The following is a 25,697-nucleotide window of genomic DNA, read 5'->3' as shown; positions in this document are numbered from 1 at the left end:
GAAAGCCTGACACCCAAACATGCCAGAGTCTTTTGTGTATGTTAAAGTATAAAAAGTGAAGCAAAAAATTGCCAAAGGTTCCGTTATTTTTCATTCCTACCAAAGTATAGGCTCATTTTTAAGTTTATTTTTTCAGGATTTTTGAAACAAAATCCCATGCCACAATCCCGGCACTTACCGATACATTGAGGGAATGTTTGGTACCAAACTGCGGAATTTCCAGGCATACATCACATTGTTCGATAAGCAAATCACTCACCCCAAACACCTCATTCCCAAGCACAAAAGCATATTTTTCTAACAAAAGTGGTTCAAACTCATTGAGCATTACACTTCCCTGAGCCTGCTCCAAAGCGGCGATTTTGTAACCTTCCGATTTTAATTTTTGAATAAGGGTGAGCGCATCCGAGCTATGTTCCCATTCTACCGACTCATCTGCTCCGAGGGCGGTCTTGGTAATATCCCGATGCGGCGGCGTACCGGTAAGCCCACAGAGATATATCTTTTCGGCCCTAAAAGCATCGGCGGTACGAAAAACCGATCCTACGTTGTTTAAGCTTCGAATATCATCTAATACAAATACAAAGGGATTTTTTTCGACGTTTTTAAAATCTTCAACCGACAATCGATTGAGGTCATCCATAGACAATTTACGAGGAGGCATTTTTGAAAAATTACAAGTTAGCAAATTCTGACACAGAGTCTGAAGCTACAAAAGTAGGCAGAATATCACAGTCGGAAACTAGCATCCGTCAAAAACTGTTACCTTTGTACTAGTGATTAAAAACGTAGAATGGAAGAATACCGCTTACACACTTTGCCCAATGGCATTCGTGTCGTACACAAACAAGTACCCCATACCCAAATAGCCCATTGGGGCATTATGCTCGACATTGGTAGTCGAGATGAACAAGCACACCAACAAGGATTAGCGCATTTTTGGGAACACATGGCTTTCAAAGGTACCCAAAAACGCAAGTCGTACCACATCATCAATCGTCTCGAAACGGTGGGCGGTGAGCTTAATGCTTATACTACCAAAGAAAAAGTATGTTTTCATGCTTCGTTGCTAGCATCGCACAGCGACAAAGCGATCGAGCTTTTGTCTGATATTGCATTTCACTCGATTTTTCCCGAAAAACAAATCGAAAAAGAGCGAGGAGTTATCCTAGAAGAAATGGCCATGTACTACGACTCTCCCGAAGATGCGATTCAGGATGAGTTTGATGAAGTGGTTTTTCAAAATCATCAGTTAGGGCGTAATATCCTGGGGACGCCCGAAAGTGTCAATTCTTTTAGAAGAGAAGATTTTCAAAATTTCATTTCCGAAAACCTTGATACCGAACGAATCGTGGTATCATTGGTAAGTAATCTTCCTTTTAAGAAGGCCATCAAACAAGCCGAAAAGTATTTGTATGATTTGCCGCACCGCACCACCACACGCGTCCGTACTTCCCCCGAAATCTACGTGCCTCAATCATTGAAAGTAGCCCGCGGCATGACCCAAGCCCAAGTAGCCATGGGACGACCTTCTTATGCCCTCATGGACGATAAGCGTCTTCCCTTTTTTATGCTGGTCAATTTGCTCGGTGGGCCAGGTCTCAATTCGCGTTTCAACATGACCCTGCGCGAAAAATACGGGTTTGTTTATTCGATAGAAGCCAACTATTCACCTTATTTAGATACTGGTTTTTTGGGAGTGTTTTTTGGAACAGAACCCAAAAATCTTGATAAAGCAACTTCCCTTATCTACCGCGAACTACGCCAACTAAGAGAAAAACCCCTTACTACTACTCAGTTACACAATTTGAAAGTACAACTAATGGGGCAACTAGCAATGTCGGAAGAAGGAAATCAAAGTTTTATGCTGATGATGGCCAAAAGTATCTTAGACACCGGCAAAGTGGATTCTTTACCCGAAATTTTTGCCGAAATCGAAGCCGTACAAGCCTCTCAACTACAAGACATTGCCCAAGAGATGTTTGACGAGCGCCACTGGAGTACTCTTACTTTTTTGCCCGAAGCTGAGTAAAATTTCTTAGTACATTTATTGCTTCATACAAATAGTAGCCGTACGATAAAAATAGCCTCTTTATACCCAATTTTGCTTCTTTTTCGTTTATATTTGTTGAAACAAAATGTACTGAATGGATTTTTTGCCTGCAGCTATAGAAGCTTATGCGCTGGCACATACGTCGGCTGAAAGCCCACTACTGGCACAACTCAATCGTGAAACTCACGCTAAAGTACTTCAACCTCGAATGCTTTCGGGGCATTTGCAAGGTCGATTATTGTCGCTGTTTTCGACTATGATACGCCCGCGTCGCATCCTCGAAATCGGGACTTACACAGGCTACTCAGCTCTCTGTTTGGCAGAAGGACTCAGTGATGATGGCCTATTGGTTACGATTGATGTCAATGAAGAACTATATGATTTTACCCGTAAGTTTTTTAATAATTCCCCCTTCGGCCACCAGATAGATTTTAGAATCGCGAATGCCGCCGAAGAAATCCAAACTTTATCTGACACCTTCGATTTAGTGTTTATAGACGCCGATAAGCTCAACTATAGCTTGTATTATGACTTGGTATTTGACAAAGTTCGCAAAGGTGGAGTAATCATTGCTGACAATGTTCTTTGGAGTGGAAAAGTAGCGCAAACTGATAAGAAAATAGACAAAGACACTCAAGCACTTTTAGATTTTAATCAAAAAATTCATCAAGATTCACGCGTCAGCAACATCCTTCTTCCTATTAGAGACGGCCTTCTGATTGCTTGGAAACACTAACATTTAGCAGAACGAAAAAGATGAAACGTATCGCCACCCTAACCACATTAATTTCTCTTTACTCGGTAGTTCTACTGTGGGCACAAAATACCATCCCTACCATCCCTCGTAGTGTGGGATTTGCAGGTATGAATATCCAACTAGACGAAGACGCCCGAGCCGTGATTCAGTCTGATGTAAAGGCGCTATTGGGCAATAAAAAATTTTGGGATGCTAAACTCGACCGTTGCGTCATGTTTTTCCCGCTTATTGAAGGTGTTTTGATTGATGAGGATGTTCCGGTAGATTTTAAATTTTTGGCAGTACAAGAAAGCGGCTTACAGCCTGATGCGGTGTCTGCTTCTAATGCAGTAGGTTTTTGGCAGTTTAAAAAAGAGACAGCCGTCGATTATGGTCTTCGCGTAAATGACCAAGTAGACGAACGGAAAAACATCATTTCTTCTACCCGTGCTGCTGCTCAATACCTCAAAAAAAGCAACATCCAATTCAACAACTGGATTGCGTCTCTTTATTCTTATTATTTAGGAGCAGGTGGCATTAGCAAAACTATCCCTACGGAGTGGGCATATGCCAGAGAAGTCCAACTTAATGGAAAGTCTGATCGCTATATTTTGAGATTTTTGGCCCACAAAATCGCTATTGAATCTTCTATAGACCGCTATCAATCACCCAATACTATCGCCCTTCTTGAATACCCTAAAGCGAGCGGACGTACCTTGGCCTCTATTGCATCTGAGGTTGAAATTGACGAAGTCACATTACGTACTCACAACCGCTGGGTTACTGGCAATGATATTCCTTCTGATAAAGAATATTCGTTGATTATTCCCGTCAACAACGATCAACTTTCTAATACCCGTAGCCGCTTGGCTTCGTTGAAAACACCTAATCAACGTGACAATTTTACCCAAAAAGACATTGGGTTTCCTATCTTGAATCGGGCTCAAGGCTATAGTAGTAGCCTGCTTTTATACGAAATCAACGGTTTACCTGGTATTATGGCCGACAACAGCGACAATATCGAAAGCCTTGCTCGCAAAGCGAAAGTAAGTTTCAGTAGTTTTTTGCGGTACAACGATATGTCTGAGCGCGACCCTATCGTGCCGGGTAGCGTCTATTATTTAGCCAAAAAGAACAAAAAAGCAGCCGTACCTTTTCATACCGTACGTGATGGAGAGTCGCTGTGGAAAGTATCGCAGATTTATGGAATAAGAATCAAAAATTTGGTCAAATACAATCGCATGGACAATCGTAACCAACGCCCCCAAACAGGTCGTGTGCTGTGGTTAGCGAAGCGTCGCCCCAAAAATACACCCGTCGAAGTGATTGAAATCCCCCTAGAAGATGAATGGAGACCTGGTGTCAATAAATCGCAGCCTCGGATTGCTACGCAGGAAACATTTTCAACCTCTACTGAGTTGCCTTCCAACCCTCCCGCCAATAACAACACCAACAAAATTCCTCAAAACCCTTCTGAACGTAAAGTATATACGCCCAAAATGGCAGATACGCCTCCTAGCAACGATACCAACAAGTCGTTGCCTGATTCGGGTGATGGAGTAGAGATTACTGATGTAAACTCTATCCCAACAAACTCGCCTAAAACCAATACACCTTCGACTTCTACAAAACCAAATCGCCGTGCACCCTCATTCAATCCAAACGACGACGATAAAGTAGTAATTATTAACGATGAAGAAGAAGCAAGCAAAGCTAAAACCAATAATACACGCCCTGCGGCTTCTAACAAAAACAATACTACTGCTTCTACTAGCAAGTCAACGACTACGCCTCCTGCTTCTAGCACTGCAACCAAGCCTAAAACTACCACTCCTACCCCAGCTTCCTCAGGAAGCGCTAAGACGATCGTCCACGTAGTAGAAGCGGGTCAAACGTATTTTAGTATTTCAAAAATGTATGATGTAACAGTCAATGATGTTTTGTATTGGAACAATTTGACTCTTGACTCTAAGCTTGCAGTAGGACAAAAAATTAAAATTTCACCCGTAGGTAACACCATTTCACAACAACCTACCAAGGAAGAATTTTTGACACATACCGTAGCTCCCAAAGAAACTATGTTTAGTATTTCCCAAAAGTATGGGGTCAAGATTGATGATATCAAAGAATGGAATGGCCTCAGCGATAATGGAGTGAAAATAGGCCAACAACTCAAGATTAAAAAACAATGATAGTGATTGACAACACCGTCATCAGCGATGATGTAGCGGATCAGTTTTTTGTGTGTGAACTTACTAAATGCAAAGGTGCATGCTGTGTAGAAGGAGATTTGGGCGCACCTTTGGCTGAGTCAGAGTTAGAAGTACTAGAAGAGGTCTATCCTCTGGTAAAACCTTACCTCAATCAAAAAGGCATAGAAGCCCTCGAAACCCAAGGGCTCTATGAGCAAGACTCAGATGGCGACTATGTCACTACCACAGTCAATGGTCGCGAATGTGCCTACGCAATTTATGATAAAAAAGGGATTTTGAAATGTGGCATCGAACAAGCTTTTTTAGACGGAAAAATCGCTTTTCGAAAACCCATTTCTTGCTATTTGTACCCCATTAGAATTACTAAATATGATCATTTTGATGCTCTCAACTACGACCGTTGGCATATTTGCAAACCCGCCTGCCACAACGGACGTGAATTAGGAGTGCCTATTTATAAATTTCTAAAAGACCCACTTATCACCAAATACGGGGAAAGTTGGTATCAAGAATTAGTACATAAAATCGAAAGTAAATCATCATCACCCGCTTAAAGTGGAACCCAAAAATTTCTTCAACGATGTATATGAGGTAGTAAGACAGATTCCTGAGGGACGCGTCACATCTTATGGAGCGATTGCTGCTTTTTTGGGTTCTAAGCTTAGTGCACGTATGGTAGGATGGGCAATGAACGCCTGTCATGGAATGCCAGATGTACCTGCTCACCGCGTAGTAAACCGTAACGGTATTTTGTCAGGCAAACACTTCTTCGGAAGTCCTACCGCCATGGAGGATTTGCTTTCAGCAGAGGGCATTGTGGTCAAAGAGGATAAAATCATAGACTTCAAAAAACACTTCTGGAATCCAAGCGACGAACTTCTTTGATAAACGCCTAAGCATCAATCCTTTTTAATAGCTTACGCCTACTAATCTTATATCCGCCAACTGCCCATTGGTGATAAAAACGAAGATTTGGCACGATATATGCGCATCAGCTCAAAAAGCCAGCTAATATGCGCATATTTTCATATTTATTCGTGTGTTTTGCCTATAGCAGTCTACAGGCGCAGTCTGTTCAATGGGCATCGAAAGTCGTAGGGATGTCGTCTGAGTATACCCAAGGCAGTGGCCAACAATACCGAGCCGTACAAGTTTTAGGAAAACCCAACAAACTTCCCCAAGCCGAGAGCGGCGCCTCAGCTTGGCGGGCGTCTTCCCCAAATGCGGGCGAAGAATGGCTCAAAGTGAGTTTTGAAACACCCACCGCAGTCAGACAGGTGGCTATTGGTGAAAATTTTGGCGGAGGGTGCATTGATAAAGTCTTTGTATATGATACTCAAGGCAACGAATATCAAATTTACAAATCCAAAAACACGACCTCAGAACGCAACGCTGGCATGTTTCGAGTATGGCTCCCACAGCTTTCTACCTACAAAGTAGCCGCTGTCAAGGTGGTGCTAGATACCAAGCTCGTAAACGGTTGGAACGAAATAGATGCTATTGGCATCTCAGCTAGTGAAAACCCCGTGGAAGCCCAAATCAACGTAGCTAAGAATGTTCCCAAAGAACTCAAAAAAGAAAATCTAGGTCCCAACGTCAATTCCAAAGCCAACGAAGTAGCCCCAGTTATTTCGCCTGATGGGCACACGATTTATTTTACTCGTTACGATCATCCCGGCAACCTCCGCGCCAAAGAAGACTATGATGTATGGTATGCCGAAGAAAAAAACGGAGTATGGCAATACGCCAAAAACATGGGGTCGCCTATCAACAATCTACAAGAAAACTCGATTTGCTACATTTCGCCCGATGACCGCACTGCTTTGCTGATGAATATTTATCATCCAGACGGAGCCCTATCCAAAGGAGTATCGGTAAGTCACAAAAACCGCAACGGATGGAGTTTTCCGCAACAATTAGGGCTCCAAAACTATGTTAACGAACACTCATTCTCAGGATTTTATATCAGCCCTAATGGTAAAGTAATGGTGCTATCGCTTCAAGATGCCAATACCCTCGGAGGCTCTGACTTGTACGTATCTTTCCTACAAACCGACGGCAAATGGTCTTCTCCCACCAATATGGGAGTGAGTATCAATACTGCCGACGATGAGTATACTCCCTTTTTAGCGACCGATAATCAAACCTTATATTTTACCTCAAATGGCCGCAGTGGCTATGGTGAAATGGATATTTACGTAAGCCGACGCCTAGATGATACTTGGAAAAAATGGTCGGAGCCCGAAAACCTCGGCCCTGCTTTCAATACTTTTGACTTCGAAGCACATTTCACAATCCCGGCATCGGGTGCTTACGCCTATTTCTGTTCGTCCGAAAATTCATTAGGTGAATTTGATATTTTTAGGGTAAAACTCCCCGAACCCATCCGCCCCAATCCTACCGTCATCTTAAAAGGCACTGTAATAGACCAACTCACCAAACGGCCTCTCCAAGCACAAGTCATTGTAGAAGATACCGAGCAAAAGCAAACACCTCAAGTCCTCGATTACGACCCCGAAGTGGGCGATTTTAAGATGATATTAGATACCAAAAAACAATATAACCTTACCGCCCAGCACAAAGGCTACCAAGCCAGTGGTATGACGATTGATTTGAGCCAAGAAAACCAATACCGCGAAATTAGACGAGAAATAGTGCTTACCCCTATTGAAATCGGCAAAAAAATCACCCTCAATACCATTCGTTTTGCACAAAGCAAATTTGACCTTTTGCCTTCGTCTCTACCTGAGCTCGACCGAATCGCCCAAATGATGACTGAAAACGCCGATATGGAAATTTTAATAGAAGGCCATACCGACAATGTAGGTGACTTCAATGCTAATGTACAGCTTTCAAAAGACCGTGTAGAAGAAGTAAAACGCTATCTTATCTCCAAAAACATCGAGCAAGCTCGAATTCAGACCAAAGGCTATGGCCCCACTCGCCCCCTAGCTCCTAACACAACCGAAGAAAATCGTAAAGTAAATCGAAGAGTAGAGTTTACCATTCTTAAAAAGTAAAGCTCAATACTTAACGATTATTTTACGAACTAAAGAGACGAAAAAAACTAAAATTTTGGTGGTTTTAGACGTTATTTACATCACAAACGAAAAACACCAAGAGATGTCTTCTGAGCAATTTGTCGATTTTTTTCCTGATGTCCTCATTTCCTTGCACCAAAACATCCGTGATTTGCAAGGCACAAAAGCATTTGCTAAGCCTGAAGAACAAGCTTATTTGGATGGTCGCTTGTTTAGCTATCATGAAGTATTGGAAATCATGAAGGCGTCTGCTCAAGCATTCGATATAAATCGCCAAGAATTAGGACTTTAATTTTTTTAACTACATAGCCTTAGGCACTAAGCTTTAAGCTGTAAGCATTTTTTGCGATGTTTTTAGGCAATCACAGCGGGTACTCGTTGAGTAGGCAAAATCTTTTCTAACAAAAAGCTTATGGCATACAGCCTACGGGGCCGCTCGCGCGGAGCGTATTGCTAAGTAGTTACTAATTTTTTATTTACGAAAAATAAGTTGAAATCTTAGGGTATGCTTGTTCGTTTGTATCTTTGTAAGGTACAATTTTTTCTAAACATCAACCAAAAACCCTATGACTGTCACCAGCGATACATTCCCTTGGTTAAAGTACTATCCATCAGGGATGCCCTACGAAATCAATCCAGATGTGTACCCCTCGCTGCTGGAAATGATAGACGAAGGATTCGAAAAATATGCCAGAAAGCCCTCCTATGCGTGTATGGGCAAAGAAATTTCTTATGCCGAATTAGATAAAATGTCGCGCAATTTTGCTGCTTATCTTCAAGGAATAGGACTTAGTAAAGGCGACCGCATAGCAATCCAAATGCCCAATGTCATACAGTATCCCATTGCAATATTTGGGGCATTGAGAGCCGGACTCACGATAGTTAATACCAATCCACTTTATACTCCCCGCGAGATGGAGCATCAGTTTAAAGATTCTGGTGCTAAGGCTATTGTAATTTTAGCAAACTTTGCGGACAAACTTGAAAAAGTTTTGCCTCAAACCGAAATCAAGCATGTTTTTGTAACTCAAATTGGCGATACTCTTAGCTTTCCCAAAAAGCAAATTGTCAACTTTGTAGTCAAAAATATCAAAAAAATGGTTCCGCCGTTTTATCTGCCTCAAGCTGTATCATTCATGGATGCCGTCAGAGAAGGAGCATCGATGAATTATCAAAAACCAAGCATTCACAACCTAGACTTGGCTTTTATTCAGTACACAGGAGGGACTACAGGCGTATCTAAAGGTGCGATGCTCACGCATCGCAACATCATCGCCAATGTAGAAGCCAACTGCTTCTATCTTAGCCCAATGCTCCAGCAAATCCCCGAAAATGACCCTAATGTCTTGGTAGCAGCCCTACCGTTGTACCATATATATGCATTGACTTGTAATGCTTTATCGGCGCTCAAAAATGGCGGAATGAATCTTCTTATTACCAATCCGCGTGATATGAATGCGTTTATTGATATTCTAAAAAAATATAAAATAACGCTCTTTACAGGTCTCAACACCCTTTTCAACGGTCTTATGAATCACCCTCGTATCGGTGAAGTAGACTTTAGTAAACTGCGTGTTACGTCGGCGGGTGGAATGGCATTACAAAAAGTAGTAGCCGAACGTTGGTACAAACTTACTGGCAATCTTCCCACCGAAGGCTACGGACTTTCGGAGACTTCTCCTGTGCTTTCGGCCAATCCGCTTGATCCTAAGTTTAATAAAATCGGTACTATTGGTATACCTTTTCCTAGTACCGAATTACGGATTTTACGCGAAGATGATACTTGGGCCGAGGTAGGCGAGTCAGGCGAAATCTGTGCTTACGGCCCACAAGTCATGCCGGGTTATTATAAACGCCCTGACGAAACAGCAAAGGTCATGTTTATCGACCCCGTCGATGGTCGCCAATGGTTCAAAACGGGCGATGTAGGTGTGATGGATGCAGAAGGTTATTTTAAAATTGTAGATCGTAAAAAAGATATGGTTTTGGTGTCGGGTTTCAATGTATACCCCAACGAAATCGAGGACGTAATAGCTCAATGCCCCGGTGTACTTGAAGTAGCGTGCGTAGGAGTACCTGACGAAAAAACCACCGAAGCTGTGAAGATTTTTGTAGTAAAAAAAGATGAAAATCTCACCAAGGAGCAGATAATGGCTTTTTGCCGCCAAAACCTAACGGCTTACAAATGCCCAAAACATATCGAATTTAGAACAGAACTGCCCAAAACCAATGTAGGCAAAATCCTCCGCAGAGCTTTGCGCGATGAAGCTACTACAAAAAGTAACTAACTAATACTTGTCTCAGTGTATGTTCTCAGCATAACGCATCTTCAAGGTTCAATCATTCACAAAAAAGCCGGGCAGAAACTCCACCCGGCTTTTTAACTTTACTCAACGTTATGAAAAACTCTTTGTATATGACGTCACTAGCTATACTAAGTAACATCATGACTTATTTTTATTTAAATGGTTAGAATGTTTTGTCTCAATTTTTTACAAAATTAACATTTAAAACAATATCTTTTAATAGAATAAACACCTATAATAGATTATTTTATGCACGCATACTAAATACATCCCAAGTTGACCATATTTAACTACCCATTTTTAGTAGTAGGTTTACATCATCCCTACTCTTTTCAAAAGTAATTACTAAAGTTTTCTACCATTAATTCTTTTCCTTACAAAATACAACTAACTGACTATCTTACAATTACATATTACACTTTTTTCTAACTTAGCTTTTTTTGAATTTATCTTCTCTTACCTTATTATATGATACATTCTTTTTCTGGCTCGATAGTTTAGTATAAGTAAATATAAATTTTGGTGATTCACACAAATACCTTCTTTATTTTCAAAATTAATAGTCTGTCAAAGCAACTCCTTTTAAAAGACATACAAAAAAGGCCAAGCCAGTTGGCTCAGCCATTTATTTACCAATCTTAATTTATAAAAATTAACCCACCAGTTCTTCTTCCAATACTTCGGCAACCGAAGTATATGATAAGCCAAAAGCATCTGCAACTGCTTTATATACCACTTTCCCCTGTACTACATTCAATCCTTTTTTGAGGTCTTCGTTTTGACTGCACGCTGCTTGCCAGCCTTTATTTGCTAATTGGATTGCATAAGGCAAAGTAGCATTGGTCAAAGCCAACGTCGAAGTATAAGGCACCGCTCCGGGCATATTAGCCACACAATAATGCACGATACCGTCGATTTCATAAGTCGGATTTTCGTGGGTTGTAGGCTTACAAGTTTCGATACATCCTCCTTGGTCTACCGCTACATCTACGAGTACGGTTCCTTTTTTCATGAATTTGAGCATATCACGGGTGATGAGATGCGGTGCTTTCGCTCCCGGAATCAACACAGCTCCTACTATCAAATCAGAGTTTTTAATCAATTCCCGAATGTTATATTCGTTTGACATCACCGTGTCAGCATTGGCTGGTAAAATATCTTCCAAATACCGCAAACGATTCAGGCTTATGTCAACGATTGTGACATTAGCTCCTAGTCCCGTTGCCATTTTTGCGGCTTGCGTACCCACAATACCACCACCCAAAATCAATACATTGGCGGGCTTTACACCTGCCACACCTCCCAACAAAATACCTCTTCCACCCATTGGTTTTTCGAGATACTTGGCTCCTTCTTGAATCGCCATACGACCTGCCACTTCCGACATCGGCACCAACAAAGGCAACGAACGATCAGGACGCTCCACGGTTTCGTAAGCCAAGCATACGGCTTTTCTTTCAATCATGGCATGTGTCAACTCTTCCGAAGATGCAAAGTGGAAATAAGTAAACAAAAGCTGATTTTCTTTGATAAGCGCATACTCTGAAGCAATAGGCTCTTTTACTTTTACAATCATTTCGGCGATACCATATACCTCTTCGATTGAAGAAAGGATGATTGCACCCGCGGCTTCATATTCACTATCTTCAAATCCACTCCCTAAACCCGCTGTGGATTGTATATACACAGTGTGGCCATTTTTACGAAATTCGGCTACACCTGCAGGTGTTAGCGCTACGCGATTTTCGTTGTTTTTGATTTCTTTAGGTACGCCGATAATCATGGTCGTGTAATATTGTTAAAAGTGACAGATTTAGAGCCTCTGGTAATCATCAAAGAGCGATACAAAATTATAGTATACAAAAATATTTTCTGATATAAATTTATAAATAAGAAAATATTTTTGTAAATCTTCGTTTCAAACAATTAATTACTATATTGAGGTCATTTAAAGGTCTATTAACGAAAAAAATTCGGCTACCAATAATTGCTTTGACAATATGAACCAAATCGATGAAACAGATCTACGTATTTTACAGTTGTTACAAAAAAACGCTCAGCTGACCATCAAAGAAATAGCCGCCGAAATCAACCTCTCGATTACCCCGGTTCATGACCGTATCAAAAAGCTTGAACGAGAAGGTATCATCGAAAAATATGTGACTATTCTCAATAAAAAACGCCTCGGAAAAGGCCTTACTGTGTATTGTAATGTAACCCTGGACAAACAACAACAGGAAAATTTTCAAGAGTTCAACGAAGTAATGCTCCAAATGCCTGAGGTAGTAGAATGCTGTGTGGTATCAGGGACGTTTGACTATCTCATCAAAATCGTCGCCAACGACGTCGAAAGCTATCATGCTTTTTATCAGGAAAAGTTAGCAAGCCTTAAAGCGATTTCGCACATAAGCAGTTTCTTTGTGATGTCGGAGGTAAAGAGTACCACTGCCCTGCCGATTTAAAGTTTTATTTTCATGCTCCTTCCGTCGATTTACAACATTGCCGAAATATGTGCCCAAAAGGGCGTCCAAAATGTAGTCATTTCACCTGGCTCGCGGAGTGCCGCCCTCACCTTAGCTTTTGCTAGGCATCCCGCTATTGAAACCAAAGTGATTCCCGACGAAAGAGTCGCGGGCTTTGTGGGGCTTGGGATGGCTCAGTTGAGCCAGCAGACAGTAGCGTTGATATGTACTTCAGGCAGTGCCGCTTACAACCTCGCACCGGCCATAGTAGAAGCTTTTTTTCAAGAGATACCGCTTTTGGTACTCACCGCCGACCGTCCTCCCGAATGGATTCATCAACAAGACGGACAAACGATTTATCAGCGAGAACTCTACGGTAAGCATGTCAAAAAGTCTTTTGATTTACCCTCAGATTACAGCCACCCCGATAGCTCATGGTATATCCAACGAGTACTCAACGAGGCTATCAATCTTTCACAAACATTTCCCAAAGGGCCCGTGCATGTCAATGTACCTATCCGCGAGCCATTTTATCCGAAAGCTACCGAAAAAATAACCTACGACCGACACGTAAAAATCGTAAACAGAGTAGAGACTCAACCTTCTCTTTCGACCGAGACTTGGCATCATCTCCAAAATGAATTTGAAAGTGCTTCCAGGGTGCTTATTGCTGTGGGACAACTTCCCCCTAATCCCGCTTTATGGAACACTTTAAAAGAGTTTGGCGAAGAGCTGGGAGTGCCTGTTTTAGGGGATATTATTTCTAATATTCCTCCTCAGGATAGTTTTGTGCGTCACCACGATGTGTTTTTAAGAAGTAAAGACGAAAGTAGACTAGCTGCTCTTCGCCCCGATTTGCTGATTACAGTAGGCGACTCGTTTATTTCAAAAAACTTCAAGTTGTTTTTGCGAACCAACCCGCCTCTTCAACATTGGCACATCAAACAAAGTGAATTGTTGATTGATACTTTTCAAACGCTTACTACTCAGATTCCTGTTTCGCCTACTTATTTTTTCCAAAAACTCCTAGAAGATTTAGATTATCAGCAGTTTGTACAACATACCGAAGATGACGAACGTGACGAATACCGCCAAACGTGGATGCAAGCTGAGTTGCAAGCAAAGCGACTTTTAAGCCGTTTTTTACAGGCTCAAAAAAGGTGGAATGAATTTTCGTTGGTAGAACAAATCCTCGAAAAACTCCCGAACAACACCATCTTGCATCTTGCCAATAGTATGCCCGTCAGATACGCCAACTTGATAGGTACAACGCACAATATCCAAGTTTTTGCAAATCGGGGTACAAGTGGCATCGACGGCTGTACCAGCACGGCTTTGGGAGCCACCCTTATGACTGAGCAATTGGTTTTTGTGTTGACAGGCGACGTCGCTTTTTTCTATGACCGCAACGCCCTATGGCATCCCCATATACCTGCTAATTTGCGTGTAGTGCTTTTCAACAACAATGGTGGGAATATCTTTAGGCTCATCGACGGTCCGACTGCACAGCCTGAGTTAGAACAGTATTTTGAGACCCGCCATCACACTACGGCACAGCATACAGCGATAGATGCCCAATTAGATTACTTTTCACTTCAAGAAGGCGATAACTTTGGCAAAATTTGGGAACAATTCATTATTGACAACAAGCGGCCAAAACTTCTAGAAATATTTACTGACCCACTTATCAATGCTGAAGTTTTTGAGGATTTTCGTAAAACAGATTAATGCTAGAGATTTAGGATTTAAGAGCCTTAAAGTAAGATAAGGTTCCAAATAAAGTAGATTGGTTTTCCAGAATTTCGACTTTCGAAAAGCCTGCTTCTTGCATCAACGAAGGAAGACGGCCTTGAATGTTGTCGTCGGTAGTATAAAAATTATCAATCATCTGTACGACAAAAAAAAGACTTCTCATCAGGGCATTTTGCGCTTTACCCCAATCGGCCATGTGAAACTCTCCCTCGGGCTTAAGCACGCGGTGTATTTCCCGAAAAGAAGTTATTTTTTGGGAAGTTGTCAGGTGTTGAAATACCCACGACGAAATCACTTTGTCGAAAGTCCCTGTTTCATACGGTAGTCTATCTCCTTCATAATATTGCAATTGAACCGACGAGTTTTTTTCCGCCACTTTGCGCTGCGCCATTTTCAGCATTTGTGTATCTACCTCAATACCAATAGCTTCACAATCAGGATGTAGCTCTTCCAACAGCAGCAACAACGTACCCGTGCCACACCCATAATCTAGGACCTTTTCTGCTTTTTTGATATTGGCTTGCCGAATCAATTGCTTTTTTACCGCAATTTCTGGTAAGGTCAACGCAATAAACCAATCGTAAATGGGCGTTAAGAAATGGTACTTTAGTGCAGGAATAAAAGGCGACGGCATAAGGGGTTGCAGCTTTTAAATATTGGGATATTGAAGATTGACACCACATTAGGAATTTTCATCCTCTACAAAGCTAGTCACTTCCAACTACTTTTCGATGTATCACTTTTCATACTAATCTTACTAAATTTGAGGCTTCATCATAACATATTCGTTTTGAAATTTCTCTCACTCTTCACTTCTATGCGTTTACTAGCAAGCTGCTTGGTTTTGCTTTGGACAACCTATAGTGCTGAAGCTCAACGTCAAGGAGTGTATAGTTTCAACAAAAACCTAGAGGAAGATACTGGATTATTTCCTGCCCTAAAAGTATTGGGTGAAAAGGGAGAATTTAAGGAAGATATACTACCTGAACTCAAAAACGCCAAGCGACAAGTATATTTTTTCGAAAAAAACTGCGGTCTACAATTCGACAATCGAGCCGCAAATGGTTTTTTGGGAGATTCTTACACGATTGAGATGTATTTTAAATTTTCGGCATTAGATAGTTGGAAACGAGTACTTGACTTCAAAAACCGAAAAACCGACAATGGTTGCTACATTTATGATGGCAAGCTCAACTTCTACAATTTTGTAACAAGCGACAGAGCGCCCGTTAGACGTAATGAATACACCCACTACGTGATTTCGCGCAATGGTCAGACCAAACAATTTAAAATGTACATAGACGGCGAATCAAAGATTGAGTTTACAGACAAAAACAATGATGCCGTCATTGACGAAGATCAAGTATTGAATTTCTTTTTTGATGACTTGATGGTAAAAGAAGAAGCAAGTGAGGGGGCAGTTGCGCTTATCAAAATCTCTGACTTTGTAATACCTGCTAACGAAATCAAACAAAGTTTTGTAACCTTAAACAAAACGGTATTAAAAAAAGCTGAACTAAAAGTCGATTCTCCCACCCTCTCCTCCCCTACGAAAACCTCATTAGATTCACTCGCTTCACTACCCGCCAAATCAGCTAATGCAACCGTGAAACTGGATGGCAAAATACAAAATGAAAAAAATAAGCAAGTTATTCCCAATGCCGTTATCATTTTGTATGACAAAAATAAAGTCGAAATGGCACGTTTTGATGCGCTAGACGGCAAGTTTAACATTGTGATTCCGCTTTATCAAAACCTCAATTTAACAATTGAAGCCCAAGGATTTTTGCCCTTGAGCCTGACTTACAATGCAGCTCAAATAGCCGAAAAATCAAACTATACCAATATTTTCAACCTAAAACCCGTTAGTTTAAAAGAACCAACGACACTCCAAAATATACGTTTTGTTCAAGGAAAAGCCGAGCTGCTTCCTGAATCTGATGAAGAACTCAATCAACTCTGGGTATTTATGCGCGATAATCCCAATGCCGAAATCGAGCTACATGGCCATACAGACAATCAGGGGGATTTTGATCTCAATGTCGCTCTTTCAAAACAACGTGTAGAAACTGTCAAACTTTTTTTAGTATCAAAAGGTATTGCTGCCAATCGCATCACTAGTCGAGGCTTCGGCCCTACCCGCCCAATAGCCAGCAATAACCGAGAAGAAACACGTCAGTTGAACCGACGTGTGGAAATGATCATCACCAAACTTTAAAACAATCAAGTTGTTTTAAAATATATCCACCATCTAGGATAGACAATTTACCTGTAAAATTTTAACAAATGAAATTAAAGTATTTTGCTTTGGCTTTTTATATTCTATGCCTTTGGGGTTGTAAAAAAGAAGAACCACCTATAGATTTAGAATCTACCAATTTTTCGGATACCCCTACTTCCCACGTAGTCCAGCCAGCCGACGACCTTGGTGAGGCGTCGGGGCTCGCCGATAGCCACAAACAACCTGGCCTTTTGTGGTCGCATGAAGATGCCGGTTCTGATAGTGAGCTCTTTTTACTCAATCGTCAAGGGATGATTGTGGGCAAAATTCCTACTCCCTTCAGCAATTATGATTGGGAAGATATAGCAATAGGTCCCGGCCCTATTCCAAACGAAACATTTTTGTACGTAGCAGATATAGGTGATAATTGCAGCTGTACAGACATCAAGCGGATTTATCGTTTTCCTGAACCTGCTAGCCCTACAGCTATCATCAACAATTACGAACCCATCGCTTTTCGCTATCCTGACGGTACTCACGATGCCGAAACTATACTCCTTGACCCACTCACCAAGGATTTGTACGTAATCACCAAATGGCTAGGCAGTGCGCACGTTTATCGTCTTGCTTATCCTCAATCCACCACCAATGTGATAACAGCTGAAAAAGTAGCCACCATGACCGTCGGAAATGACCTCACTGGAGGAAGCATCTCTACCAATGGGCGCGAAATCATTGTACGAGGTTATACAGCTATTTATTACTGGAAACGTAACGCCGATGAAAAAATCAGTGATGTTCTTGCCAAAGCTCCTCTCAAAAACTTGCCTTATATTTTAGAGCCTCAAGGCGAGGCAGTATGTTTTGACAAAGACGGCAAAGGCTATTTTACTTTGAGCGAAAGACGTACACTGCCTTCAGTCAATCTATATTTCTATGCCCGAAAATAACCTTCACGTTAAGGTTTCCATTCATTCAGTTCTATTAAGTAGCCATCAGGATCGGGCAAGTAAATCTGCGTCACGCCGTCAAATCTTACTTGCTTATGAAAGGGGAGCTGCCGCTTCTTGAGATAAGATTCGGCCTCCGCAATCGAAGCCACAAAAATTGCGTAATGACTGCCATTTCTATCATTGACAACTGGCTGCGTACGCCCAGCCAACAAATGAATTTGCTGGTCATTACCGATTTTGAACCATGCCCTGATGGCTTTCAGATTGTCAGGAACCTCAATACGCTCAAGCTGTAGCACTTCTCCATAAAACTTCGCGCTTGCCTGAATATCAGCCACCTGCAAGGCAATATGATTGTGCTTGAGGATCCCTATTTTATCTTGGGCAATGGTGCATTTCCACCAAAAGCACATACTTACGAATAGGAGAATGAGTATTTTTTTCACAAAAAAGAATTTAAAAAATTGATAACCTAAACCCCAAAAAATCTCAATTTAAGAAATGGCATATGATAGACTTTCCAAGTTTGTAAACTTACTCACCCAAAACTTGGAAAGTCAGTTTTGTAGGTAGAGACTTTCCAAGTTTGTAAACCTAATTACCTAAGACTTGGAAAGTCAGTTTTGCAGGTAGAGACTTTCCAAGTTTACAAACCTACTCACCCAAAACTTGGAAAGTCAGTTTTGCAGGTAGAGACTTTCCAAGTTTACAAACCTACTCACCCAAAACTTGGAAAGTCAGTATTATACCAGCCATTGTTTTACAAGTTCTTCCCATTCTTTTTCTAAACTATAGGAAGGCATCTCGGCGCGAGCACGCCGATACCAATAGCCCGCATTCCATTGATCACCTTCTTTGCGATGGAGGTAGGCGTGTAAACGGTCATAATCGCGCGTGCCTTCTCGCGACTGCGCTATGTTGTGAGCAGCCTCCCAATCACCTTTAGCATCATACCAGAGTGCTTTTAACAAAACCGAAAAATCGGCGGCGGGGCGCTCTTCTGAAAGCGAGTTTTTAAATTCTTGAAACGTCATTTTTGTTTTCTATATCAAATCCTTCCAAAGATGATTTTCCTCATCTTTTTCCTAAAAGCACATTAGTACTTTTGTTATACTCTTTTATCAAACTAATTGATTGTCTATGTATATTCTTGTATTTTTTGTAGCCCACTGGTATTTATCGTTACTGATGCAGACATTCTTTTTGCACCGTTACGCTGCCCACAAAATGTTTACAATGAGCCCTTTTTGGGAGAAGTTTTTTTACACCCTTACTTTCGTTTTCCAGGGGTCGTCGTTTTTAAGTCCCTATGCTTATGGGGTTATGCACCGTTTACATCATGCCTATGCCGACACCGAGCAAGACCCACATTCACCGAGTTTTTCGGACAGTGTCGTAGATATGATGTGGAAAACCAAAAACTACTATAACAATATCTTACATCGCCACGACAATATTCCTGACAAATTTAAGAAAGATGTACCTCATTGGGAATTTATGGAACGCCTCGGAGACTCTTGGGCTATCAGAATTGGCTGGGGGGTGCTTTATACGCTGTTTTATATTCAATTTGCCACTGCTTGGTGGATGTTTTTGCTGCTCCCGATTCACTACTTGATGGGGCCTGTACACGGGGTGATTATTAACTGGTATGCGCACCGTTATGGTTATACCAATTTTAAAGTCAATGATACCGCCAAAAATTTACTTCCTTTTGACTTTTTGATGATGGGAGAATCTTACCACAACAATCACCACAAACTGGGTGGAAGAGCTAATTTTGGGGTAAAATGGCACGAGTTTGATCCCACATTTCCGTTTATTTTAATGCTCAATGCGGTTGGAATCATTAAATTGAAGCGAAACAATGACCTAAACTACATGCCGAGTTGAGAAGTCAATAAGGACATTTATCAAACCTTCCAAGAGTTAAAAGTCTTGGAAGGTTTATTTTAAAAAAAAGTCTTTTTATTTTTAGAAAATAGCCTTTTTAGAAGCCAAGAGGGTATTGGTAAGCAATCCACAGATAGTCATCAATCCTACTCCACCTGGCACAGGCGTAATAAAACTTGACTTAGGTGCTACTTCATCAAATTTCACGTCTCCTTTAATGGCAAAGCCACTTTTTTTGGAAGCATCGGCTACTCGTGTAATGCCCACGTCGATAACGACGGCTCCTTCTTTGATGTAATCAGCCGTAATGAATTCAGGTCTTCCAAGAGCTGCGACCAATATATCTGCACTTTGACATACTTCTTTCAGATTGGGCGTACGACTATGACAAATCGTAACGGTGCAATTGCCCGGATAAGCGTTGCGTTGCATCAAAATGCTCATCGGCAAACCCACAATTTGGCTACGTCCTACTACTACGCAGTGTTTACCGGCAGTCTGAATTTTGTAACGTTCGAGCATTTCCAAAATCCCAAAAGGAGTAGCAGAAATATAAGCAGGGAGCCCTTTGCACATTCTCCCAACGTTGATAGGGTGAAAACCATCCACATCTTTTTCGGGAGCGACCGCTTCCATGATTCGGTTTTCGGAGATGTGAGTAGGTAAGGGTAATTGTACAATAAACCCATCTACATCCTCATCATAATTCAGATCTTGGATATGCGATAGTAGCTCTTCTTCGGAGGTAGTGTCAGGCAAGCTGATTAATGTTGACTTAAAACCTATCTCTTCGCAGCTTTTGATTTTGGAAGCTACATAGGTTTCGCTCGCGCCATTGTTGCCGACTAGGATAGCCGCCAAATGCGGCGTTTTACCGCCATGGGCTTTGATTTTGTCTACTTCTATTTTAATCTCGGCTTTGACTTGAGCCGAAAGTGCTTTACCGTCTAAAAGTTGCATTGATGTTTTTACGAATTATGAAATAATGAATAGACAAATGTACAGCCTTCTTGCCAAATACCGATTGAAATCTACGCACACCCCAATTTAAGCATACTCTCTCAGTAGCTTCTCTTTCAGCATTGCCATTCCTACGGTAGCTGTTTCGGGAATAAAAGTTACATACTTAGTACTGCCCGACATTTCGGGGGTTTTGGGATCTACTACAAAGATAGGCACCCGAGGCTGTACATAATATACAAGACCCGCCGCTGGATATACTACTAATGACGTACCCACTACAATAAAAATATCAGCATTTTCGGTGATTTTAAGGGCAGGTTCCATCATGGGTACTTCTTCATGAAACCATACAATGTGAGGGCGAAGTTGACTGCCCAATTCGCACTTATCGCCCAAATTCAACTCCCAGCCGTCTATGTCATAGACAAGCTTCGGGTTTTTGGTACTACGAGCCTTGAAGAGTTCGCCGTGTAAATGTAAAACGTTGGTAGACCCCGCTTTTTCGTGGAGATTATCAACGTTTTGGGTAATGATATGTACGTCAAAATATTGTTCTAGCTCCGCCAGAATCAAGTGAGCTAAGTTGGGTTCGGCCGCTAATCCCTGTTTACGACGCTCGTTGTAAAAGTCCAATACCAGCTTTGGATTGCGCTGCCATCCTTCAGGAGTTGCTACATCTTCAATGCTATATCCTTCCCACAAACCATCGGAATCTCGAAATGTTTTAATTCCGCTTTCGGCGCTGATACCCGCGCCTGACAGGACTACTAACTTTTTTTTGACTGGCATACGTTACAGGAACAAATCGTTTTAAAAAGGAATTTACTTGTTCATAAAACAAAGCAGGATTGTCTAACCACGGAAAATGATGCGCCCGGTCTATCATTACGATTGAGACATTGGGGAGCGCTTTTTTCCACTCCGTTGCGAGTCCGCTGGCATTCACACGTTGTCGCGACAAAATCACCATCACAGGAATATTTCGCTGGCGCAATACGCTCACGCAGTCGAAAGGCTCTGGAACAAATTTATTACTTACTCGGCTTTTAATTGCCACATTTCGTACTTTTTCATACAAAAATTCTGCGGCAACAGGTTCATGCAAGGTATCGTGTACGTAGGTAGCTGCCTGAAAAGTCATAATAGCCCGTGCCCGCGCCACTGAGTCGTTGGCCATTGTTTGTAGTTGTGATTGTAGATGTTGAAAACGCTTGCTGATGTTTTCTTGAGTCAGCATTCCTGAAAAACCGTATTCCTCAAAAGTATCAAAATAAGAAGTGGAAGGAGGCAAAGAAGTGTTCATCATAGCCGTAGGGTTCACCAAAACCAGCTGACCTAGATGTTCGCCCGCTTGGGAAGCATAGGCACAGGCGATTTTAGCCCCAAATCCATGAGCTAATACCGACCACCTAGGAATCCGCAACACCGCCCTTAAAGCCTCAATATCTGCCACGGCCATATTGAAATTAACGGTAGTATCATTAATAACCGGAAAACGACTTTTGCCAGTAGCCCGGGGGTCATAATAAACGACCCGATTGGTCGTGGAAAGCTTTTTTATAAGTTCTTGAAGGTATGCTGACGAATTCCCAGCATCACTCACTACCAGTACGGGATTGCCACTACCCACAATTTTGAAGTATAAATTGGCACCACTATTGCAGATAGCCCAACCTTCGTTTTGAGCTCGACTCAGAAAAGTAACCAATAAAAAAATAATAAAGAGGGGTAGTTTTTTTCTCATTCAGCCCAGATTATCCATTAAGACTGTGGGCACGACGTCCCACAATCTTAATCTATTACTCATTGATTCAATTCACTAATCTTTTGATAAATCATCACTTGGTTGGAAGCCACTTTGGCAAAGCCGCGTACATCATCCCCGGTCCAAGCGTTGTTCATTTCACCATAACTTCCAAATACTGGCGACATCAAATCAAAACTTGATTCGATACCTTCTACATAAAAACGGTAAGGTGCCAAAGTGAGGTGCACTTTGCCCGTCACGTGATTTTGGGTATCGGCCAAGAATGTTTCAATATTACGCATGACAGGTTCCATAAATTGCCCTTTGTGCAATAAGCTACCATACCAGTTGGCTAGTTGTTCTTTCCAATACAATTGTTGCTCGCTCAATACATGTTTTTCTAAAGTATGATGAGCTTTAATAATTACTAAAGGCGCAGCTGCCTCAAATCCTACGCGTCCTTTGATCCCAATAATTGTATCACCTACGTGAATATCTCGTCCAATACCGAAAGGAGCGGCAATTTCTGAAAGCTTTTGGATAGCCTCTACGGGGCTATAACTCACCTCATTGATACCTACCAATTCCCCTTTTTCAAAAGTGAGACTGATGCGTTCTTGTTCGGTTTTGCTTACTTGGGTAGGGAAAGCACTTTCGGGTAAATATTTGTCGGAGGTGAGAGTTTCTTTTCCACCTACCGATGTCCCCCATAAACCTTTATTGATAGAATACGCTGCTTTGTGCCACTCTTGGTCTACACCTTTTGATTTTAGATACTCGATTTCGGCCTCGCGCGAAAGTCTCAAATCACGAATAGGAGTGATGATTTCGGCTTCAGGCATGATAATCCTAAAAGCCATATCAAAACGTACTTGGTCGTTGCCAGCCCCTGTACTACCATGCGCAATGGCCTGTGCGCCAATCTCCTTGGCATACTCTGCCGCCGCTATTGCTTGAAATATACGCTCGGCACTTACCGACAGGGGGTAGGTGTTGTTTTTAAGAATATTCCCAAATACCAAGTATTTGATACATTGCTGATAATAATCTTCTGTTTTGGAAATAGTAGCGTGATTTTTCACGCCCAACGAATAGGCTCTTGCCTCAATAGCCTTTAGCTCTTCGGCTGAGAAGCCACCTGTATCTACCAATACCGAGTGTACTTCATAGCCTTTGTCTTCTGACAAATATTTGACGCAAAAAGAGGTATCTAAACCTCCACTAAACGCTAAAACGACTTTTTTACTTTCAGACATGGACTTCTTTAAGTGCTAAAGCACAAGTTAATTGTTAATTATTATCAATTCAAAATCAATTAGTTACACACAAAAAACCTTTAACAATGCGCTGCTCATGCTTAACTATTCAGTATTAAATAAGTTATGATTTTTGTATTCAAGCAGCTTTTTACTCAGTCAAATAAGGTAGGTTTTTCTTTATTTTTCAGTGCAAAGTTAGGAGAATAAACGCACGGTTTATAAAAAATCAGCATCCTCCTTTCCTTTTTATTCTCAGCCCCTATTTTTAAGTTTCGGCGTTGTTATCCAGCGTCTTTGCAATTTTATCTAAGTTAAGACTACGAGTAGATGCATCAAAAATATGGCGATAAACGCCCTCCTGTTCATACAATTGCTCATGCTTGCCTTTTTCGACTACTTCGCCTCTCTGCATCACATAAATAACATCAGCATCCATAATCTGAGCAATACTATGCGAAATAATCACCACCGTGCGCCCTTGCTTGATGGCTTCGATGCTATTACGGATTTGCTCTGTCACGATAGCATCAAGGCTCGCGGTGGGTTCATCTAGGAAAATAATAGGAGGATCTTTCAAAAACAATCTTGCAATCGCAATCCGCTGCTGCTGACCGCCCGAAAGCTGAGAAGCGTCTGATTTGTATTGGTCGGGCAAATCTAGAATTTGTTCATGCAAAAAAGCTTTTTTAGCCGCTTCTTGTACTTCCTCTAGCGTAGCTGAAGGTTTACCGTATCTAATATTTTCTTCAATACTTCCTTTAAAAATGTGATTCTTCTGAAGTACCAAGCCTATATCATCACGCAAAGCATGAGTATCATAATCGTTGAGGGCAATACCATCCAAAGAGATTTGACCACTTTCAGGCACATAAAACTTAGTGAGGAGATTAATCACCGTCGATTTGCCCGCGCCCGAAAGTCCCACTAAAGCGGTTGTTTTCCCATGGGGAATGTGAATATTAACATTTTTAAGAGCGTGAACCCCCGTTGGATAATAAAAATTGACATTCTCCAACAAATAATCCCCCTTTAAAGGCTCAGAAATAGTATGCCCAAGCGACTCTATTTCTCCTTTGGCGTCTAAGATACTAAAGTAGCCCTCGGCATAGATGAGGGCATCGTTCATTTCATCATAAATCCGATGAAGTTGCCGAATAGGTGCCGAAACATTCCCAAACAGCATGATATGAAACATAATAGCTCCAATCGAAATTTGACGGTCAAGAACCAAATAAGCTGTCAAAATGATAATAAGTACGACACCAATTTGCTCGATAAATGTCTTTAAGCCTTCAAAAATGAAACTTGTACGGCGCGTTTGCAACTGTAAATCCATCAATTTTTGTTGAAGCTGCAGCTGTTTTCTCCCTTCATATTTCTCTCTCACAAACGACTTTATGACAGAGATAGAGTCAATCAAATTAATCAAACCATTGTTTTTATCTTCACGCTGTCCGCGTAATTTACGCCTCACTCCCTGAAGTTTTTGGGCTTGTTTGAAACTTACATAGAAGTAAGCGGGCAACACACAAATCGCCACCAATCCTACAGAAACATTGGCCGAAAACATCACTACCAAAGCCACAACGGCGTTGGCAAACAAAGGCAATACATCGATGAAAAAATTTTGGACGAGCTTGGTCAGACTCTCCACTCCTCGGTCAATGCGAGTTTGCAAGCGTCCGGATTGATTGAGCTGACTCGTATAAAAGCTCATTTTATAAGTCAAAATTCGCTCTACGGCACTTTGGGCAAGATTGAAAGAAACATTGATGCGAAGTTTTTCGCCGTAAAATTTTTGCCCAAATTGGATAAAAATATTCAGAAGTTCTTTTCCAAACAGAATCACCGTAATCCATCCTAAAAGAGGTAATCCTTCTTCCAAACTTTTACCTTCACGAAGCAACAAATCAATTTCATCAACAGTATGCCGTAACACAAGGGGGTTGACCTGGGCCGTCAGGGCTCCAATCAAGGTAAGCGCCAATGTCCCCATAATGAGCCACCGGTCTGGGCTCAGAAAAGGGAGCAGACGATTGATGATTTGCCGAAGTTCCAAAAATCTTTTCTATTTTACTTGAGAAATGGCGAACACAGA

General features: G+C 41.5%; 23 protein-coding genes. 13 read left to right on the top strand and 10 right to left on the bottom strand.

From position 1 onward, the window contains the following. Nucleotides 1-124: 124 nt before the first annotated feature. Complete coding sequence (locus P1X15_RS11755) at nt 125-664, bottom strand: RNA methyltransferase (protein WP_277338316.1); 540 nt, start codon at nt 662-664, stop codon at nt 125-127. Nucleotides 665-793: 129 nt separating this feature from the next. Between P1X15_RS11755 and P1X15_RS11750 the strand changes: the two genes are divergently transcribed. From P1X15_RS11750 to P1X15_RS11715, 8 genes are all read left to right on the top strand, one after another. Continuing rightward, nucleotides 794-2,032 carry a pitrilysin family protein gene (locus P1X15_RS11750; protein WP_277338315.1) on the top strand — a complete coding sequence of 413 codons (1,239 nt, stop codon included), beginning with the start codon at nt 794-796 and terminating at the stop codon, nt 2,030-2,032. 115 nt (nt 2,033-2,147) lie between these two features. After that, nucleotides 2,148-2,789 (top strand): O-methyltransferase, encoded by a 642-nt coding sequence (locus P1X15_RS11745; RefSeq protein WP_277338314.1) that lies wholly within the window; start codon nt 2,148-2,150, stop codon nt 2,787-2,789. Nucleotides 2,790-2,809: 20 nt separating this feature from the next. Then, on the top strand, nt 2,810-4,981 hold the full coding sequence (locus tag P1X15_RS11740) for a LysM peptidoglycan-binding domain-containing protein (protein ID WP_277338313.1): 2,172 nt from the start codon (nt 2,810-2,812) through the stop codon (nt 4,979-4,981). Further along, nucleotides 4,978-5,556, top strand: a complete 579-nt coding sequence (locus tag P1X15_RS11735) for a DUF3109 family protein (protein WP_277338312.1) — start codon at nt 4,978-4,980, stop codon at nt 5,554-5,556. Before P1X15_RS11740 ends, P1X15_RS11735 begins: the two co-directional genes overlap by 4 nt. Nucleotide 5,557: 1 nt before the next feature. Beyond that, entirely contained in the window at nt 5,558-5,887 is a 330-nt protein-coding gene (locus P1X15_RS11730; protein ID WP_277338311.1) for an MGMT family protein, read from the top strand. Nucleotides 5,888-6,015: 128 nt separating this feature from the next. Further along, nucleotides 6,016-8,022 carry an OmpA family protein gene (locus P1X15_RS11725; RefSeq protein ID WP_277338310.1) on the top strand — a complete coding sequence of 669 codons (2,007 nt, stop codon included), beginning with the start codon at nt 6,016-6,018 and terminating at the stop codon, nt 8,020-8,022. Nucleotides 8,023-8,080: 58 nt separating this feature from the next. Then, complete coding sequence (locus P1X15_RS11720) at nt 8,081-8,335, top strand: hypothetical protein (protein WP_277338309.1); 255 nt, start codon at nt 8,081-8,083, stop codon at nt 8,333-8,335. Nucleotides 8,336-8,609: 274 nt separating this feature from the next. Next, complete coding sequence (locus P1X15_RS11715; protein ID WP_277338308.1) at nt 8,610-10,331, top strand: AMP-binding protein; 1,722 nt, start codon at nt 8,610-8,612, stop codon at nt 10,329-10,331. A gap of 670 nt (nt 10,332-11,001) precedes the next feature. Here P1X15_RS11715 and ald read toward each other — a convergent pair. Further along, nucleotides 11,002-12,132: an alanine dehydrogenase gene (ald, locus tag P1X15_RS11710; RefSeq protein ID WP_277338307.1), complete on the bottom strand. Its 1,131-nt coding sequence runs from the start codon at nt 12,130-12,132 to the stop codon at nt 11,002-11,004. A gap of 217 nt (nt 12,133-12,349) precedes the next feature. Here ald and P1X15_RS11705 point away from each other — a divergent pair, with 217 nt between their 5' ends. Continuing rightward, nucleotides 12,350-12,811 (top strand): Lrp/AsnC family transcriptional regulator, encoded by a 462-nt coding sequence (locus P1X15_RS11705; RefSeq protein ID WP_028664612.1) that lies wholly within the window; start codon nt 12,350-12,352, stop codon nt 12,809-12,811. A 12-nt stretch (nt 12,812-12,823) separates the two neighbouring features. Next, entirely contained in the window at nt 12,824-14,539 is a 1,716-nt protein-coding gene (gene menD, locus P1X15_RS11700) for a 2-succinyl-5-enolpyruvyl-6-hydroxy-3-cyclohexene-1-carboxylic-acid synthase (protein ID WP_277338306.1), read from the top strand. A 10-nt stretch (nt 14,540-14,549) separates the two neighbouring features. On the opposite strand, the gene P1X15_RS11695 is transcribed toward menD, so the two are convergent. Then, nucleotides 14,550-15,197 carry a class I SAM-dependent methyltransferase gene (locus P1X15_RS11695; RefSeq protein WP_277338305.1) on the bottom strand — a complete coding sequence of 216 codons (648 nt, stop codon included), beginning with the start codon at nt 15,195-15,197 and terminating at the stop codon, nt 14,550-14,552. A gap of 183 nt (nt 15,198-15,380) precedes the next feature. Between P1X15_RS11695 and P1X15_RS11690 the strand changes: the two genes are divergently transcribed. After that, on the top strand, nt 15,381-16,781 hold the full coding sequence (locus P1X15_RS11690) for an OmpA family protein (RefSeq protein WP_277338304.1): 1,401 nt from the start codon (nt 15,381-15,383) through the stop codon (nt 16,779-16,781). Nucleotides 16,782-16,849: 68 nt separating this feature from the next. Next, nucleotides 16,850-17,734, top strand: coding sequence for a PE-PGRS family protein (locus tag P1X15_RS11685; RefSeq protein WP_277338303.1), 885 nt, complete (start codon nt 16,850-16,852; stop codon nt 17,732-17,734). 8 nt (nt 17,735-17,742) lie between these two features. On the opposite strand, the gene P1X15_RS11680 is transcribed toward P1X15_RS11685, so the two are convergent. Continuing rightward, on the bottom strand, nt 17,743-18,183 hold the full coding sequence (locus P1X15_RS11680) for a VOC family protein (protein WP_277338302.1): 441 nt from the start codon (nt 18,181-18,183) through the stop codon (nt 17,743-17,745). 297 nt (nt 18,184-18,480) lie between these two features. Then, nucleotides 18,481-18,771 (bottom strand): hypothetical protein, encoded by a 291-nt coding sequence (locus P1X15_RS11675; protein ID WP_277338301.1) that lies wholly within the window; start codon nt 18,769-18,771, stop codon nt 18,481-18,483. Between the two features lie 106 nt (nt 18,772-18,877). Between P1X15_RS11675 and P1X15_RS11670 the strand changes: the two genes are divergently transcribed. Further along, on the top strand, nt 18,878-19,630 hold the full coding sequence (locus P1X15_RS11670) for an acyl-CoA desaturase (protein ID WP_277338300.1): 753 nt from the start codon (nt 18,878-18,880) through the stop codon (nt 19,628-19,630). Between the two features lie 81 nt (nt 19,631-19,711). Here the strand turns inward: P1X15_RS11670 and P1X15_RS11665 are convergent, their stop codons facing one another. The 5 genes from P1X15_RS11665 to P1X15_RS11645 all read right to left on the bottom strand — a co-directional run bounded on the left by P1X15_RS11665 (nt 19,712) and on the right by P1X15_RS11645 (nt 25,658). Next, nucleotides 19,712-20,590: a bifunctional 5,10-methylenetetrahydrofolate dehydrogenase/5,10-methenyltetrahydrofolate cyclohydrolase gene (locus P1X15_RS11665; protein ID WP_277338299.1), complete on the bottom strand. Its 879-nt coding sequence runs from the start codon at nt 20,588-20,590 to the stop codon at nt 19,712-19,714. A gap of 87 nt (nt 20,591-20,677) precedes the next feature. Then, entirely contained in the window at nt 20,678-21,382 is a 705-nt protein-coding gene (locus P1X15_RS11660; protein ID WP_273213240.1) for an NAD-dependent deacylase, read from the bottom strand. Continuing rightward, complete coding sequence (locus P1X15_RS11655) at nt 21,318-22,337, bottom strand: alpha/beta fold hydrolase (protein ID WP_277338298.1); 1,020 nt, start codon at nt 22,335-22,337, stop codon at nt 21,318-21,320. Before P1X15_RS11655 ends, P1X15_RS11660 begins: the two co-directional genes overlap by 65 nt. Nucleotides 22,338-22,396: 59 nt before the next feature. Beyond that, the gene (gene argG / locus P1X15_RS11650; RefSeq protein WP_277338297.1) at nt 22,397-23,596 is read right to left on the bottom strand and encodes an argininosuccinate synthase; all 1,200 of its coding nucleotides are present in this window, start codon (nt 23,594-23,596) and stop codon (nt 22,397-22,399) included. Between the two features lie 268 nt (nt 23,597-23,864). Beyond that, complete coding sequence (locus tag P1X15_RS11645) at nt 23,865-25,658, bottom strand: ABC transporter ATP-binding protein (RefSeq protein ID WP_277338296.1); 1,794 nt, start codon at nt 25,656-25,658, stop codon at nt 23,865-23,867. Nucleotides 25,659-25,697 lie beyond the last annotated feature (39 nt).

Origin of the sequence: Runella sp. MFBS21, assembly GCF_029433105.1 — a bacterium.
Taxonomy (GTDB): Bacteria; Bacteroidota; Bacteroidia; order Cytophagales; family Spirosomataceae; genus Runella.
The sequence above is the reverse complement of the archived record's forward strand: the minus strand, read 5'-3'. Positions and strand labels throughout refer to the sequence as shown.